Source organism: Streptomyces sp. R11 (genome assembly GCF_041051905.1).
In the GTDB taxonomy this organism is placed as follows: Bacteria; Actinomycetota; Actinomycetes; order Streptomycetales; family Streptomycetaceae; genus Streptomyces.
Map to the genome: position 1 here is coordinate 6,495,573 of NZ_CP163432.1, position 14,159 is coordinate 6,509,731.

Annotated in this window: 14 protein-coding genes and 5 tRNA genes; 16 read left to right on the forward strand and 3 right to left on the reverse strand. The window is 69.1% G+C overall.

All coding sequences use genetic code 11. The features are described from left to right. Positions 1 to 394: 394 nt before the first annotated feature. From AB5J55_RS30030 to AB5J55_RS30075, 10 genes are all read left to right on the forward strand, one after another. On the forward strand, positions 395 to 580 hold the full coding sequence (locus AB5J55_RS30030; protein WP_369273623.1) for a hypothetical protein: 186 nt from the start codon (positions 395 to 397) through the stop codon (positions 578 to 580). A gap of 127 nt (positions 581 to 707) precedes the next feature. Next, on the forward strand, positions 708 to 1,493 hold the full coding sequence (locus AB5J55_RS30035) for a fumarylacetoacetate hydrolase family protein (RefSeq protein ID WP_369273624.1): 786 nt from the start codon (positions 708 to 710) through the stop codon (positions 1,491 to 1,493). After that, the gene (gene gltX, locus AB5J55_RS30040; RefSeq protein WP_369273625.1) at positions 1,477 to 2,961 is read left to right on the forward strand and encodes a glutamate--tRNA ligase; all 1,485 of its coding nucleotides are present in this window, start codon (positions 1,477 to 1,479) and stop codon (positions 2,959 to 2,961) included. The genes AB5J55_RS30035 and gltX overlap by 17 nt, the downstream gene beginning before the upstream one ends. 166 nt (positions 2,962 to 3,127) lie before the next feature. Next, on the forward strand, positions 3,128 to 5,344 hold the full coding sequence (locus AB5J55_RS30045; RefSeq protein WP_369273626.1) for a hypothetical protein: 2,217 nt from the start codon (positions 3,128 to 3,130) through the stop codon (positions 5,342 to 5,344). Between the two features lie 36 nt (positions 5,345 to 5,380). After that, positions 5,381 to 6,112 carry an HAD family hydrolase gene (locus AB5J55_RS30050; RefSeq protein WP_369273627.1) on the forward strand — a complete coding sequence of 244 codons (732 nt, stop codon included), beginning with the start codon at positions 5,381 to 5,383 and terminating at the stop codon, positions 6,110 to 6,112. 92 nt (positions 6,113 to 6,204) lie between these two features. After that, positions 6,205 to 6,276: transfer RNA gene (locus tag AB5J55_RS30055), tRNA-Gln, on the forward strand. Positions 6,277 to 6,315: 39 nt separating this feature from the next. Then, positions 6,316 to 6,388: transfer RNA gene (locus AB5J55_RS30060), tRNA-Glu, on the forward strand. A 62-nt stretch (positions 6,389 to 6,450) separates the two neighbouring features. Continuing rightward, positions 6,451 to 6,523, forward strand: a tRNA-Glu gene (locus tag AB5J55_RS30065). Between the two features lie 20 nt (positions 6,524 to 6,543). Next, positions 6,544 to 6,615: transfer RNA gene (locus tag AB5J55_RS30070), tRNA-Gln, on the forward strand. 28 nt (positions 6,616 to 6,643) lie between these two features. Continuing rightward, positions 6,644 to 6,716, forward strand: a tRNA-Glu gene (locus AB5J55_RS30075). 205 nt (positions 6,717 to 6,921) lie between these two features. On the opposite strand, the gene ndgR is transcribed toward AB5J55_RS30075, so the two are convergent. Then, positions 6,922 to 7,638 carry an IclR family transcriptional regulator NdgR gene (gene ndgR / locus AB5J55_RS30080; protein WP_369273628.1) on the reverse strand — a complete coding sequence of 239 codons (717 nt, stop codon included), beginning with the start codon at positions 7,636 to 7,638 and terminating at the stop codon, positions 6,922 to 6,924. Between the two features lie 202 nt (positions 7,639 to 7,840). Between ndgR and leuC the strand changes: the two genes are divergently transcribed. From leuC to AB5J55_RS30100, 4 genes are all read left to right on the forward strand, one after another. After that, on the forward strand, positions 7,841 to 9,271 hold the full coding sequence (gene leuC, locus AB5J55_RS30085; RefSeq protein WP_369273629.1) for a 3-isopropylmalate dehydratase large subunit: 1,431 nt from the start codon (positions 7,841 to 7,843) through the stop codon (positions 9,269 to 9,271). Between the two features lie 6 nt (positions 9,272 to 9,277). Then, a complete protein-coding gene (leuD, locus tag AB5J55_RS30090) occupies positions 9,278 to 9,871 on the forward strand; it encodes a 3-isopropylmalate dehydratase small subunit (RefSeq protein WP_369273630.1) in 594 nt (197 codons plus the stop codon). 291 nt (positions 9,872 to 10,162) lie between these two features. Next, complete coding sequence (locus AB5J55_RS30095) at positions 10,163 to 10,393, forward strand: hypothetical protein (RefSeq protein ID WP_369273631.1); 231 nt, start codon at positions 10,163 to 10,165, stop codon at positions 10,391 to 10,393. Between the two features lie 137 nt (positions 10,394 to 10,530). Continuing rightward, on the forward strand, positions 10,531 to 11,175 hold the full coding sequence (locus AB5J55_RS30100; RefSeq protein WP_369273632.1) for an HU family DNA-binding protein: 645 nt from the start codon (positions 10,531 to 10,533) through the stop codon (positions 11,173 to 11,175). 79 nt (positions 11,176 to 11,254) lie between these two features. Here the strand turns inward: AB5J55_RS30100 and AB5J55_RS30105 are convergent, their stop codons facing one another. Together AB5J55_RS30105 and cofC are read right to left on the reverse strand one after the other, a co-directional pair. Continuing rightward, positions 11,255 to 11,458, reverse strand: coding sequence for a hypothetical protein (locus AB5J55_RS30105; protein WP_369273633.1), 204 nt, complete (start codon positions 11,456 to 11,458; stop codon positions 11,255 to 11,257). 10 nt (positions 11,459 to 11,468) lie between these two features. Then, on the reverse strand, positions 11,469 to 12,125 hold the full coding sequence (gene cofC / locus AB5J55_RS30110; protein WP_369273634.1) for a 2-phospho-L-lactate guanylyltransferase: 657 nt from the start codon (positions 12,123 to 12,125) through the stop codon (positions 11,469 to 11,471). 215 nt (positions 12,126 to 12,340) lie between these two features. Between cofC and AB5J55_RS30115 the strand changes: the two genes are divergently transcribed. Both AB5J55_RS30115 and AB5J55_RS30120 read left to right on the forward strand, forming a co-directional pair. Continuing rightward, a complete protein-coding gene (locus tag AB5J55_RS30115; protein ID WP_369273635.1) occupies positions 12,341 to 13,132 on the forward strand; it encodes a lysophospholipid acyltransferase family protein in 792 nt (263 codons plus the stop codon). Next, the gene (locus AB5J55_RS30120) at positions 13,129 to 14,139 is read left to right on the forward strand and encodes an NAD(P)H-dependent glycerol-3-phosphate dehydrogenase (RefSeq protein ID WP_369273636.1); all 1,011 of its coding nucleotides are present in this window, start codon (positions 13,129 to 13,131) and stop codon (positions 14,137 to 14,139) included. The genes AB5J55_RS30115 and AB5J55_RS30120 overlap by 4 nt, the downstream gene beginning before the upstream one ends. Positions 14,140 to 14,159: the final 20 nt, after the last annotated feature.

The window sequence follows — 14,159 nt, forward strand, 5'->3', positions numbered from 1 at the left end:
GGATCTCCAACAAGGCCCGTAGGTCGAGCCGTGACATACGTGACACCGCGTGATGGCGAGATTACCTGCCGTAGAAACTTATCCCGTCCATATCGGACTTTTACCCGCGAGCTGCTCGGGCGCGGGAGGTGTCCCAGTCGCCATGATCAGGAGCGGAATGATGGCTTCAGGGGGTCAATGTCCGTTTCATGGGGGTGAATTGCAGGTCCGAATTGCCTGATTCGTCCGCAGAGTCGTGAGCAAACTCACATGCGGAAGACAGGGTCTGCGCGGCCGTGGAGGGGAACACCAGGTTTAGCCCGCGCTTTACATGATGTAAGACTTTGACAAACCGCGCCCGCGCGAGGCCCCCTGCCTCCACCGGCGCCCGAACACGACAGGGTCACGCACAACCGTGAAGACGACGATGATGTTCCACAACATAGCCAACCCGCGGCGCACGACGCTGGCGCACCTCAAGGACGCCGACGCCCTGCAGACCCCGGAGCAGGAGCACTCCGTCGACCTCCCGGCGCAGACCGCGAACCCCAGGCGCACCGTCCTCATGGAGATCCCCGCCGCGGCCTCCGTCGCCCAGTAGTACGCGCGCCGGTCCCGGATCATTCAAGGCGCCCTCACCCGAGGTAATAGGCGAGGCACCTGCCCCTTGCCGCGTTAGCCTGGAGCGTCAGACTCCAGCCGGCTCAAGTGAGGGGCGCAGGGATCCCGTGCGCATCGCCAGATTCTCCATCGACGGGAACGTCGCCTTCGGCGCGGTCGAGGGCGACAAGCCTGACGAGCTCGTCCTCGACATCATCAAGGGCATCCCGTTCGCGGACTTCGAGCTCTCCGGTACGAAGGTGCCGCTGAGCAAGGTCAGGCTGCTGCCGCCGGTGCTCCCGAACAAGGTCGTGGCCTTCGGCCGCAACTACGCCGAGCACGCCCGCGAACTCGGCCACGAGGTGCCCGACGCCCCGTTCGCCTTCTTCAAGCCGTCCACCGCGGTGATCGGCCCCGGCGACGAGATCCAGTACCCGTCCTTCACCGAGGACCTCCACCACGAGGCCGAACTGGCCGTCGTCATCGGCCGCATGTGCCGTGAGGTCCCGCGCGAGCGCGTCAAGGACGTGATCTTCGGCTACACCTGCGCCAACGACATCACCGCCCGCGACGTCCAAAAGCGCGAGAAGCAGTGGGCGCGGGCCAAGGGCTTCGACACCTCCTGCCCGCTGGGCCCCTGGGTGGAGACGGACCTGGACCTCGAGAAGGCGTCCGACCTGACGATCCAGCTCACCGTCAACGGCGAGCAGCGCCAGCTCGGCCGTACCAGCGAGATGATCCACCGGATCGAGGATCTGATCGTCAACATCTCCGAGGCCATGACGCTGCTCCCCGGCGACGTGATCCTCACGGGCACCCCGGCAGGGGTCGGCCCCCTCAACGTCGGCGACGAGGTCGCCGTCACCATCGAAGGCATCGGCACTCTCACCAACAAGGTTGTCAAGCGTGGCTAGCGCACCCGTCCGCGTACGTTTCTGCCCCTCGCCCACCGGTAACCCCCACGTGGGCCTGGTCCGCACCGCCCTGTTCAACTGGGCGTTCGCCAAGCACCACCAGGGCACGCTCGTCTTCCGCATCGAGGACACCGACGCGGCCCGCGACTCCGAGGAGTCCTACAACCAGCTGCTCGACTCGATGCGCTGGCTGGGCTTCGACTGGGACGAGGGCCCCGAGGTCGGCGGCCCGCACGCGCCGTACCGCCAGTCGCAGCGCATGGACCTCTACAAGGAGGTCGGCCACAAGCTCCTGGACGGCGGTTACGCCTACCACTGCTACTGCTCCCAGGAGGAGCTGGACAGCCGCCGCGAGGCCGCCCGCGCCGCCGGCAAGCCGTCCGGCTACGACGGCCACTGCCGCGCGCTGACCGACGCGCAGGTCGAGGAGTACAAGGCCCAGGGCCGCGAGCCGATCGTCCGCTTCCGCATGCCCGACGAGACGATCACCTTCACGGACCTGGTCCGAGGTGAGCTGACCTTCACCCCGGAGAACGTCCCGGACTACGGCATCGTCCGCGCGAACGGCGCCCCGCTGTACACGCTGGTGAATCCGGTCGACGACGCCCTGATGGAGATCACCCACGTCCTGCGCGGCGAGGACCTGCTCTCCTCCACCCCCCGCCAGATCGCCCTGTACAAGGCGCTCACGGAGCTGGGCATCGCCAAGCAGATCCCGCAGTTCGGCCACCTGCCGTACGTGATGGGCGAGGGCAACAAGAAGCTGTCCAAGCGCGACCCCCAGTCGTCGCTGAACCTCTACCGCGAGCGCGGCTTCCTCCCCGAGGGCCTCCTCAACTACCTCTCCCTGCTCGGCTGGTCGCTCTCCGCCGACCAGGACATCTTCACGATGGACGAGATGGTCGCGGCCTTCGACATCGCCGACGTGCAGCCCAACCCGGCCCGCTTCGACCTCAAGAAGTGCGAGTCGATCAACGGCGACCACATCCGCCTGCTCGACGTGAAGGACTTCACGGAGCGCTGCGCCCCCTGGCTGAAGGCCCCGTTCGCCCCCTGGGCGCCGGAGGAGTTCGACGAGGCCAAGTGGCACGCGATCGCCCCGCACGCCCAGACGCGCCTGAAGGTCCTCTCCGAGATCACGGACAACGTCGACTTCCTCTTCCTCCCGGAGCCGGTGTTCGACGAGCCGAGCTGGACGAAGGCGATGAAGGAGGGCAGCGACGCGCTCCTGACGACCGCCCGCGAAAAGCTGGACGCGGCCGACTGGACCTCGCCCGAGTCCCTGAAGGAGGCCGTCCTGGCCGCCGGCGAGGCCCACGGCCTCAAGCTGGGCAAGGCCCAGGCCCCGGTCCGCGTCGCCGTCACCGGCCGCACGGTCGGCCTGCCCCTCTTCGAGTCCCTCGAGGTCCTGGGCAAGGAGCAGACGCTGGCCCGCATCGACGCGGCGCTGGCCAAGCTGGCCGCATAACGCGTTCACAACGGGGCGGCGTCCGGTTCGGACGCCGCCCGTCGCGTGTCCGCCCAGACGTCACCCGGAGTTCACCCATCCGGCCAACTGCTGCTTCCTGAGCGGACGTTGGATGCTCCCTGTGCACATGAGGTGCGTGTGCACCCAGTTACAGGGGGAGGGGAACGTGACTCGTTCACGAAGACTTGCCACAGTGGCGCTCAGCGGGGCGGTGGCGCTGACGTGCGCCCTGCCGATCACGCCCGCGCAGGCCGTGGAGTCGCCGGTGGGGACCGTCCGGCTCAGCACGGAGAAGCGCCAGGAGATCCGGTACGTCTGGGCCGGCGCGTCCGGGTTCCGGTACGGCACGGTCAGCGGTGGCACCACGACCTGGGTGGACTACCCGGACGTCGTCCCGCCCGCGCACGCGGGTCCGGACGACCTGGCCACCGGCACCGACGTCATCACCACGATGAGCGGTGCGACCGCCACGCAGAAGCACCGCTCCACCGGCGTGACCGCCACCCTCGCGCTCCCGTCCGGCCAGACCTATCAGGGCGCCGTGGGCTGGAGCGTGCTGACCCGGGACGGCTCCGGTGCCCTGCACGTCCTGCGCGCCGCTCCCGACGGCACCACAACGGACCTGCCGGTCTCCGGCCTCCCGGCGGGCGCCCAGCCCACCGCCTACCCGACGGCCGGCTCGGTCCGCCGGCTCGCCGTCGTCTACAAGGTCGACGGCACGACGTCCGTCGGTCTCATCGACCTCGCCGACGGCACCTTCCGCACCTACGTCACCGGTGTGATCGACGCCTCCGAGGTCGTCTACAACGACCGCTGGCTCGTCGCCGACTGGAAGTCGATACGGATCGACTCCGAGCCCGGCACCGAGCCCACCACGCACCCGCGGTGGGGGGCTCAGGCCGCGGCCGTGGTCGGCGATCAACTCCTCATCGGCAACCCGGACTTCGTCGAGGTCGGAACCCAGCCCGCGCTGATCGCCCGCTCCCTCGCGACCGGCACCGACACCACCGTGCTCAAACCGTCGTTCGGCGGGATCGGCCCGACCCCGGACGGCGGCGCACTCGCCACCGCGGGCCCCTCCAGCCTCGACTGGAACGTCCACCGGATCACCCCCACCGAGGACGGCACGGTCACCACCAAGAAGGTGGCCCCGATCCCGGCGTACGCGGTAGGGGTGCAGGGACTGGCCGTCGCGGGCGGCGAGTTGTTCCTGTACGGCTCGACACCGGGGGCATCCAACCGGTTCAGCAGCTTCCAGCTGGACTCCACCGGCAGGCCCACGGGCGAGCAGACCCCCCGCAGCCCGGGGCTGACCCAGGTCACCTGCCTTCCGGGCGACGCCGCCTGCCCCCAGCTGGAGGCCCTGGGCGACGGCCGGGTCGCCTACCTGTGGACCAACGCCGAGGGCCACGAATTCGTCCACAACGTCGGCCTCGACGCCACGACGGCCGGCCGCAACGAGCCCACGGGCGGCGACTCCGCCGGCCGCATCCCGAGCGGCTCCGGCCGCTACGTGATCTACAACGGCGGCTCCGGCACCCAGAAGGTCGTCGACTTCCCGAGCGGCGGGACCGCCGGCGAGACCACCCTCAGCCGCGCCCGCACGGCGGCCGCCGTCTGGGGCCAGACGATGTGGACCCCCGGCAGCACCCAGGGCTCGGTCGTCGGCAAGAGCCTCAAGACCGGCCAGACGGTCGCCACCCTGGCCACCGGCGCGCCCTGCACCCCGAGCGACATCCAGGCGGTCAACACCTGGCTGTACTGGTCCTGCGGCTCCACCGCGGGCGTCTACGACCGGGCGACGAACCGCAAGATCACGGTCCCCGCCGACCAGGGCCCGGCCCGCCTCGCCGACGGCTTCCTGCTCCGCGAGAACCGCACCACCCATGAACTCCTGCTCACCGACTTCCACACCGGTACGGCCGCCACCCGCACCCTGGTCAAGCTGCCCACCACGGACCAGAACACCGGAGGCAGCAACGGCCGCTGGGCGGTCGACCGATTCGGCGGCCACATCGCCTACCTCAACGGCACCTACGGCGAGGTGTCGATCGTCCGCAGCGGAGTCCCCGCCTCGACGCTCGCGCAGATGGAGGCACAGACGGACGCGGTGCCGAGCGGCCCGACGAAGTCCAGCCCCTGGCAGCCCGTGTGGCAGCTCAACAAGCCCGCCGACTGGACGCTCACCCTGACCGACAGCGGCGGCACGGTCGTGCGCAGCCTCATCGGCAGCACCGAGGGCGCCGCCGTCCGCGCCGCCTGGGACGGCTTCGGGACCGACGGCCGCCGCGTCACCGGCACGTACACCTGGAAGCTGACCGCCCAGCCGCACGACGAGGTGGGCCCCGCCCTCACCGTCACCGGCACGACCACGGTCAACTGACGGACAGCCTCCCGCCGTCCGAGTTACCGTCGGATCATGAGCATTCGGGCCGTGGTCTGGGACGTGGACGACACCCTCTTCGACTACACCGCGGCCGACCGCGCCGGAATGCGCGAGCACCTGCTGGCCGAGGGCCTGCTCGACGGGTACGAGACCGTCGAGCAGGCCCTCGTGCGCTGGAGGCAGGTCACCGATCAGCAGTGGGCACGGTTCTCGGCGGGGGAGGTGACCTTCGAGGGCCAGCGGCGCGATCGCGTACGGGTCTTCCTGGGCGAGGAGCTGCCGGACGCCGAGGCCGAGGCGTGGTTCCGGCGGTACATCACGCACTACGAGACCGCCTGGGCCCTGTTCCCGGACGTCCTGCCCGTCCTGGACGCCCTCGCGACCAGTCATCGGCACGCCGTCCTGTCCAACTCCAGCCTCGTCGTCCAGGACCGCAAGCTGCGGGTGCTCGGGGTCCACGACCGGTTCGAGGCGATCCTGTGCGCCGCCGAGCTCGGCATCTCGAAACCCGAGGCCGGCGCCTTCCACGCCGCCTGCACGGCACTGGATCTCGCCCCGCCCCAGGTGGCGTACGTCGGTGATCATCCGGAGATCGACGGGCGGGGTGCCGCCGAGGCCGGACTGCTGTCGGTGTGGATCAACCGTGACGGCGCGTACACCAGCGATGACGCCCCCGGCGGACCGCACCGGATCGCCTCCCTCGCCGAACTCCCCGCGCTCCTCGGCGCGGATACCCGTTTTGGAGCCCCGTCCACCTTCGGGTAATGTTCTTCCTGCGCCGCCGGAGAGCGGGCCGAAAGGCCGGAATCCGGGGGAGCAAACTAGAACGAGATCCCCCTCAGGGGCTTGCGTTCCAGTGGCCTATGGTGTAATTGGCAGCACGACTGATTCTGGTTCAGTTAGTCTTGGTTCGAGTCCAGGTAGGCCAGCTCGCAGAGCTCATCTGCGTCGCGGATCTCATCCGCAAAGCCCCCGTTGTGTAGCGGCCTAGCACGCTGCCCTCTCAAGGCAGTAGCGCCGGTTCGAATCCGGTCGGGGGTACAGATCCTTCCCGCGAGGACGGCTCGGGTAGCTCCCACCGATCTCGATGCAGGATCGCTAGGGCCCCCGTTGTGTAGCGGCCTAGCACGCCGCCCTCTCAAGGCGGTAGCGCCGGTTCGAATCCGGTCGGGGGTACTGACTGGTCTAAACCACATTGGTCTATGGTGTAATTGGCAGCACGACTGATTCTGGTTCAGTTAGTCTTGGTTCGAGTCCAGGTAGACCAGCTCGGACCTGCGGAAACGCAGTGTCCAGGCCCCCGTTGTGTAGCGGCCTAGCACGCCGCCCTCTCAAGGCGGTAGCGCCGGTTCGAATCCGGTCGGGGGTACAAAACGAAGGCCCTCCGCGCAGGCGGAGGGCCTTCGCCGCGTTCGGGGCTTCCCTCGGTGCCGCCTCAACCGGGCGTACACCAGCAGCAGTTGAGGGGCCGGCCGTGTCGGCGAGCCCGGGGCGTCGGCGTCCCGTCCGTCAAGAACCTGCCGCGGCGTTGAGGCTGGTCCTGTTCCGGCGGGGATACGACGCCCCGTGACTGATCAGCCCGAGCGGCGCAGGGCCTCGGAGAGACGGGCTGCCGCGTCGATGACCGCCTGGGCGTGCATGCGGCCGGGGTGGCGGGTGAGGCGCTCGATGGGGCCGGAGACCGACACGGCGGCCACGACGCGGTTCGACGGGCCGCGTACCGGCGCGGAGACGGATGCCACGCCCGGCTCGCGCTCGCCGATCGACTGGGCCCAGCCTCGGCGTCGTACGCCGGAGAGGGCCGTCGCCGTGAAGCGGGCGCCCTGCAGGCCCCGGTGCAGGCGCTCCGGCTCCTCCCAGGCCATGAGGATCTGTGCCGAGGAGCCCGCCTTCATCGTGAGCGTCGAGCCGACCGGGACCGTGTCCCGCAGGCCGGACAGACGCTCCGCCGCGGCGACGCAGATGCGCATGTCGCCCTGGCGGCGATAGAGCTGTGCGCTCTCGCCGGTCACGTCACGGAGGTGGGTGAGGACCGGGCCCGCCGTGGCGAGAAGGCGGTCCTCACCGGCCGCCGCGGCCAGTTCCGAGAGGCGAGGGCCGAGAATGAAACGGCCCTGCATGTCGCGCGCCACCATGCGGTGGTGTTCCAGAGCCACGGCCAGTCGATGGGCCGTGGGTCGTGCCAGTCCGGTGGCCGAGACGAGCCCTGCGAGGGTGGCCGGACCGGACTCCAGGGCGCTCAGGACAAGGGCTGCCTTGTCCAGAACGCCGACGCCGCTACTGTTGTCCATGAAACGATACTCGCGTCTCACTCTGTGAAACGCAAGTTCAATTTTCCGTGGAACACGCCACTCTGGAAGAACGAAGGCAGAGCGGCCCGTAAACCAGAGCGGGCCTGGCGGCGGACGCCCGGAAGCAGGGGCGCGGGCGCAGGTCGCCTTCTCAAGATCTCTAGTTGGGCCGGCGGACCGTAAGCCGGCCGGAGGGAAAGCGATGGGTAGGACACTCGCGGAGAAGGTCTGGGACGACCATGTCGTCCGGCGCGCCGAGGGCGAGCCCGACCTCCTCTTCATCGATCTGCACCTGCTGCACGAGGTGACCAGCCCGCAGGCCTTCGACGGCCTCCGCAAGAGCGGTCGCCAGGTGCGCCGGCTCGACCTGACCATCGCCACCGAGGACCACAACACCCCGACCCTCGACATCGACAAGCCCATCGCGGACCCGGTCTCCCGCGTCCAGCTGGAGACGTTGCGCAAGAACGCCGCCGACTTCGGTGTGCGCCTGCACCCGCTGGGCGACGTCGAGCAGGGCGTTGTGCACGTCGTCGGCCCCCAGCTGGGCCTGACCCAGCCCGGCATGACCGTCGTCTGCGGTGACTCGCACACCTCCACGCACGGCGCCTTCGGCGGTCTGGCGTTCGGCATCGGCACCTCCCAGGTCGAGCATGTGCTGGCCACCCAGACGCTGCCCATGGCCCGTCCGAAGACCATGGCCATCACGGTCAACGGCGAACTGCCCGAGGGCGTCACCGCCAAGGACCTGATCCTGGCGATCATCGCCAGGATCGGCACCGGCGGCGGCCAGGGCTACGTCCTGGAGTACCGCGGCTCCGCCATCGAGAAGCTCTCGATGGAGGCCCGGATGACCATCTGCAACATGTCGATCGAGGCCGGTGCCCGCGCGGGCATGATCGCCCCCGACCAGACCACCTTCGACTACCTCGAGGGCCGTCCGCACGCCCCGAAGGGCGAGGACTGGGACGCGGCCGTCGCGTACTGGAAGACGCTGAAGACGGACGAGGGCGCCGAGTTCGACGCCGAGGTCGTGATCGAGGCCGCCGAACTGTCGCCGTTCGTCACCTGGGGCACCAACCCCGGCCAGGGTGCGCCGCTTTCGGCGTCCGTCCCCGATCCGGCTTCGTACGAAGACGCTTCGGAGCGCTTCGCCGCCGAAAAGGCCCTGGAATACATGGGGTTGGAGGCCGGTCAGCCGCTGCGCTCCATCAAGGTGGACACCGTCTTCGTAGGCTCGTGCACCAACGGCCGCATCGAGGACCTGCGCGCCGCCGCGGAGCTCGTGAAGGGCCGCAAAGTCGCCGACGGCGTACGGATGCTGGTCGTCCCCGGCTCCGCGCGGGTGGGTCTGCAGGCCGTTTCCGAGGGCCTGGACGTCGTCTTCAAGGAGGCCGGCGCCGAGTGGCGGCACGCGGGCTGCTCGATGTGTCTGGGCATGAACCCCGACCAGCTGGCCCCGGGTGAGCGCTCCGCGTCCACCTCCAACCGCAACTTCGAGGGCCGGCAGGGCAAGGGCGGTCGTACGCACCTGGTGTCGCCGCAGGTCGCGGCGGCCACCGCGGTCCTGGGCCACCTGGCCTCCCCGGCCGACTTGTCCGACGCCGAGACCCGTACGCCCGCTGGAGTCTGATCAGCCATGGAAGCATTCACCACGCACACCGGCCGGGCCGTCCCGCTGCGCCGCTCCAACGTCGACACCGACCAGATCATCCCTGCTCACTGGCTCAAGAAGGTGACCCGGGACGGGTTCGAGGACGGGCTTTTCGAGGCCTGGCGCAAGGACCCGGAGTTCGTGCTCAACCGCCCCGAGCGCGAAGGCGCCACGGTGCTGGTCGCCGGTCCCGACTTCGGCACCGGTTCCTCCCGTGAGCACGCCGTGTGGGCGCTGCAGAACTACGGCTTCAAGGCCGTCATCTCCTCGCGCTTCGCGGACATCTTCCGCGGCAACTCGCTCAAGAACGGCCTGCTCACAGTGGTTCTGGAGCAGAAGATCGTGGACGCGCTGTGGGAGCTCACGGAGAAGGACCCGACAGCTGAGGTCACTGTGGACCTTGAGGCGCGTGAGGTGCGCGCCGAGGGCATCACCGCCTCCTTCGAGCTGGACGAGAACTCCCGCTGGCGGCTGCTGAACGGCCTCGACGACATCTCGATCACCTTGCAGAACGAGGCCGACATCGCCGCCTACGAGGCGAAGCGGCCGTCCTTCAAGCCGCGCACCCTTCAGTCCTGATCCGAAGGCCTGACCCCGAGTCGCGAGCCGAGACTTCGAAACAAGGCCACTTTCGGCCACCACAACACCCCCGCAGTACCCCCGATCAGCCCGATCGGGGGTACTGCCATGTCTGCACCCGAACGGCCCTGCGCCGCCCGCGGGCCGCGTTCAACTTCCCACGTTACGAAGGTTGTTGAAGGGGTACGCGAGTGTTGTAGTCGCGGCTTCCGCAAGTGCCCGGAAAGCCATTTGAGGCCGGAGTTGCACCCCTGGCAGGCGACAACTCGCCCCAGATGGCACAATCTGTGCATGGAACACGACGGCCAACTCGAGCTCTATGCGGCAGTCGCGGACCAACTCAAGGAAGCGCATGGAAGGGTGCGCGCACTGCAAGTCCCGGAGGGCGTACGGATGGCGCTGACCCGGAAGCTGCTGGTCATTACGGCCGCGGCCAAGCACGACGTCGCCGAAGCGACAAGGCGTCTGGAGTGGTTCATGGCGGACCTCGACGCGGGGCGATTCCCCGAAGAGGAACGCTGAACACCTTCGAGACTGTCGAGTCTGTTGCGGCACAAGGGTGATTAGCCCGTTTCGTGTTTGATTTGCGGTATATATCTGCCTAACGTGCGAAAAAGCTTGAACACTTTCGTTCTGGCGATGTCTCCGAAGGGGAAGACGTGAACAAGGCGCAGCTCGTAGAAGCGATTGCCGACAAGATGGGCGGCCGCCAGCAGGCCGCCGAGGCTGTCGACCACGTACTGGACGCCATCGTCCGCGCGGTCGTCTCGGGTGAGCGGGTCTCCGTCACCGGCTTCGGTTCGTTCGAGAAGGTCGACCGGCCTGCTCGTTACGCCCGTAACCCCCAGACGGGCGAGCGGGTTCGGGTCAAGAAGACCTCCGTTCCGCGCTTCCGTGCCGGTCAGGGCTTCAAGGACCTGGTGAGCGGCTCGAAGAAGCTCCCCCGGGGCGGCGAGGTGGCCGTCAAGAAGGCGCCCAAGGGCAGCCTGACCGGTGGTGCCTCGGCGACGGTCAAGAAGGCCGCCGCGAAGAAGACCACCAAGGCGGCCGCGAAGAAGACGACCGCGAAGAAGACGACGGCCAAGAAGACCACGGCTGCCGCCAAGAAGACCACCGCGAAGAAGGCTCCGGCGAAGAAGACCACGACCGCCGCCAAGAAGACCACCGCGGCGAAGAAGACCACGGCCAAGAAGGCGACGGCCAAGAAGGCCCCGGCGAAGAAGGCGACCGCCAAGAAGGCGCCCGCCAAGAAGTCGACGGCTCGCAAGACCACGGCCAAGAAGGCCACCGCCCGCAAGAGGTAGAACTGCGGGTCACAGGTAGAACCGCAGGGCACTCACGCGCCGGGCCGGACTCCGAGTGGAGTCCGGCCCGCGGCGTGTTCTAGAGCGTCTGCAGCGTCACCAGCGTGATCCGCAGGGCCTCGCCGTCGCCTTCCGTCTCGATGCGGACCCGCTGCCCGGGACGCAGCAGCCTCAGGCCGCCCGCGTCGAAGGCGGGGGCGTCGAAGGGGACGGGGGTGCCGTCGTCCAGGAGGACGCTGCCCGAGCGGGTGGCTTCGTCGTAGGTGTAAGCGGTGGCCTGCATGGCTGCAACCCTACGACGGGTGGTGGTTCGGGTGCGGTGCGATGAGCAGACGTGCCGCTGCCGCCGCCGTCCGCGGGCCCACGCCCAGGGTCAGTGCGGCCCGCAGATCCTCGCCGGTGTCCACGTCCTGGCGTACGGAATCCACCTCGTCGAGGCACAGTTCCACTGCCCCTGACGCACGGTGGCGGGCCCGGGAATCCTCGCCGAATGCCGGCCGCAATTCGTGGCCGGGGGCAGTGGCCAGCAGGGTGGTGCCGATTGCCGCGGCGTCCGGGAGAAAAGCGCGGGGGAATTCCGCCGCCGCGTCCAGGACGCGGGCCAATTCCAGCGGGCGCAGGGCGGGGAGATCGGCGTTCAGGGCCGCCACGGGGCTTTCGGGACGCGACGACCGTACGACTGCAGCCGCGTGCGCCAGAGCCGCGTTCAGGCCGCCGCCCGGCTCGTCAGGGACGATGTGCGCGCCAAGTGCGCCCAGCTCGCGGCCCGCCAGCTTGTCGCCCGTGACGACTGCCACATCCTTCACCGCCGGGCAGGCCAGCGCCGCCACCACGGTGTCCTGGGCGAATGCGAGGGCCAGGCCGGGGCGCAGCCCGTCCGAGGCGGTGTCCGAGAGCCTGCTCTTCGCCCGCGCCAAGGGTTTCAGGGGTATGACCAAGGTCCACTGCACGCGCGTTCCGTCCCTCTCTAGTCGCGGCCATTGTCACTCAGCCGTCACCAGGGCCATCCGGCAGCCGCGGCAATGGGAGGGGTGCGAAGCTCCATGCAAGGGTGGGGGCGGGAGACGGGCGGGCGTACGGTGTTCTCGACAGACTGGCGGCCTGGGGCGACACTTGTGCGGCTCCCGGGTCCGATGTCCTTGATTCCTAGAGGAAGGTGCTCCGCGTGCCCCGCCGCAGAATCGGCTTCTGGTACCGCTTCGCCGCGGTGATCTGCAAACCGCCGCTGGTGGTTCTGATCAAGCGGGACTGGCGTGGAATGGAGCACATTCCGGCCGAGGGCGGATTTATCACCGCGGTGAACCACAATTCGCACATCGATCCCTTCGCGTACGCGCACTTTCAGTACAACACCGGCCGGGTTCCGCGATTCCTGGCGAAGAGCGCGCTTTTCAAGAAGGGATTCGTCGGCGCCGCGATGCGCGGCACCGGACAGATCCCCGTCTACCGGGAGACCACGGACGCACTGAGCGCCTTCCGGGCCGCGATCGACGCCGTGGAGCGCGGTGAGTGCGTGGCGTTCTATCCCGAGGGCACCATCACCCGGGACCCGAACCAGTGGCCGATGACGGGCAAGACCGGTGCCGCCCGCGTGGCCCTGCAGACCAAGTGCCCGGTGATCCCCGTAGCGCAGTGGGGCGCCAACGAGTTGCTGCCGCCGTACGCAAAGAAGGCCGACGTCCTTCCGCGCAAGACCCACCGGGTGCTCGCGGGTCCGCCGGTCGACCTCGCGCGCTTCTACGACAAGGAGATGACCCCGGAGTTGCTGAAGGAGGCGACCGAGGTCATCATGGCCGCCGTCACCCGGCAGCTGGAGGAGATCCGCGGCGAGAAGGCGCCCGAGACGCCGTACGATCCGCGTCAGGAGCGCATCGAGCAGCGGCGCCGGACCGCCGCGCAGAACCGGCAGACGCCGGTGCAGCCCAAGGCCGAGCAGGAAGAGGGGCAGGGCACGTGAGCAAGCCCGTCAAGGCGGCCGTCATGGGCACCGGATCGTGGGGCACCGCCTTCGGCATGGTCCTCGCCGACGCGGGCTGCGAGGTGACCCTCTGGGCCCGCCGTCCCGAACTCGCGGAAGCGGTCAACTCCACCCGCACGAACCCCGACTACCTCCCCGGCGTCGAGCTCCCGGAGAACCTGCGGGCGACGTCCGACGCCGCCGAGGCCGCGCACGGCGCCGACTTCACCGTCCTCGCGATCCCCTCGCAGACGCTGCGCGGCAACCTCGCCGAGTGGACCCCGCTCCTTGCGCCCGGCACGGTCCTGGTCTCGCTGATGAAGGGTGTCGAACTCGGCTCCGCGATGCGGATGAGCGAGGTCATCGACGATGTCGCCAAGGTCGGTTCGGACCGGATCGCCGTGGTCACGGGACCGAACCTCGCCCGTGAGATCGCCGCGCGGATGCCCGCCGCGGCCGTCGTCGCCTGCACCGACGAGACCGTCGCCCAGCGCCTCCAGGCCGCCTGTCACACGCCGTACTTCAGGCCGTACACCGAGACCGACGTGGTGGGCTGCGAGCTGGGCGGTGCCGTGAAGAACGTCATCGGGCTCGCCGTCGGCATCGCGGACGGCATGGGGCTCGGCGACAACGCCAAGGGCTCGCTCATCACGCGCGGCCTCGCCGAGACCGCGCGGCTCGGTGTCAGACTGGGCGCCGACCCGCTGACGTTCGCCGGACTCGCCGGACTCGGCGACCTGGTGGCGACCTGCTCTTCGCCGCTGTCGCGCAACCACACCTTCGGTACCAACCTCGGCAAGGGCATGACCCTGCAGGAGACCATCGCGGTCACCAAGCAGACCGCCGAGGGCGTCAAGTCCTGTGAGTCCGTGCTGGATCTGGCCCGCCGGCACGGCGTCGACATGCCCATCACGGAGACCGTCGTCGGCATCGTGCACGAGGGCAAGCCGCCCGTGGTCGCCCTGAAGGAGCTCATGTCGCGCAGCGCGAAGCCTGAGCGACGCTGAGCGAACCCGACCCTCCGAAC

Coding starts and splice junctions, on each gene's coding strand:
- leuD (WP_369273630.1), top strand. CDS start 9,278: ATGGAAGCATTCACCACGCACACCGGCCGGGCCGTCCCGCTGCGCCGC.
- leuC (WP_369273629.1), top strand. CDS start 7,841: ATGGGTAGGACACTCGCGGAGAAGGTCTGGGACGACCATGTCGTCCGG.
- AB5J55_RS30105 (WP_369273633.1), bottom strand. CDS start 11,458: ATGCAGGCCACCGCTTACACCTACGACGAAGCCACCCGCTCGGGCAGC.
- ndgR (WP_369273628.1), bottom strand. CDS start 7,638: ATGGACAACAGTAGCGGCGTCGGCGTTCTGGACAAGGCAGCCCTTGTC.
- AB5J55_RS30050 (WP_369273627.1), top strand. CDS start 5,381: ATGAGCATTCGGGCCGTGGTCTGGGACGTGGACGACACCCTCTTCGAC.
- AB5J55_RS30095 (WP_369273631.1), top strand. CDS start 10,163: ATGGAACACGACGGCCAACTCGAGCTCTATGCGGCAGTCGCGGACCAA.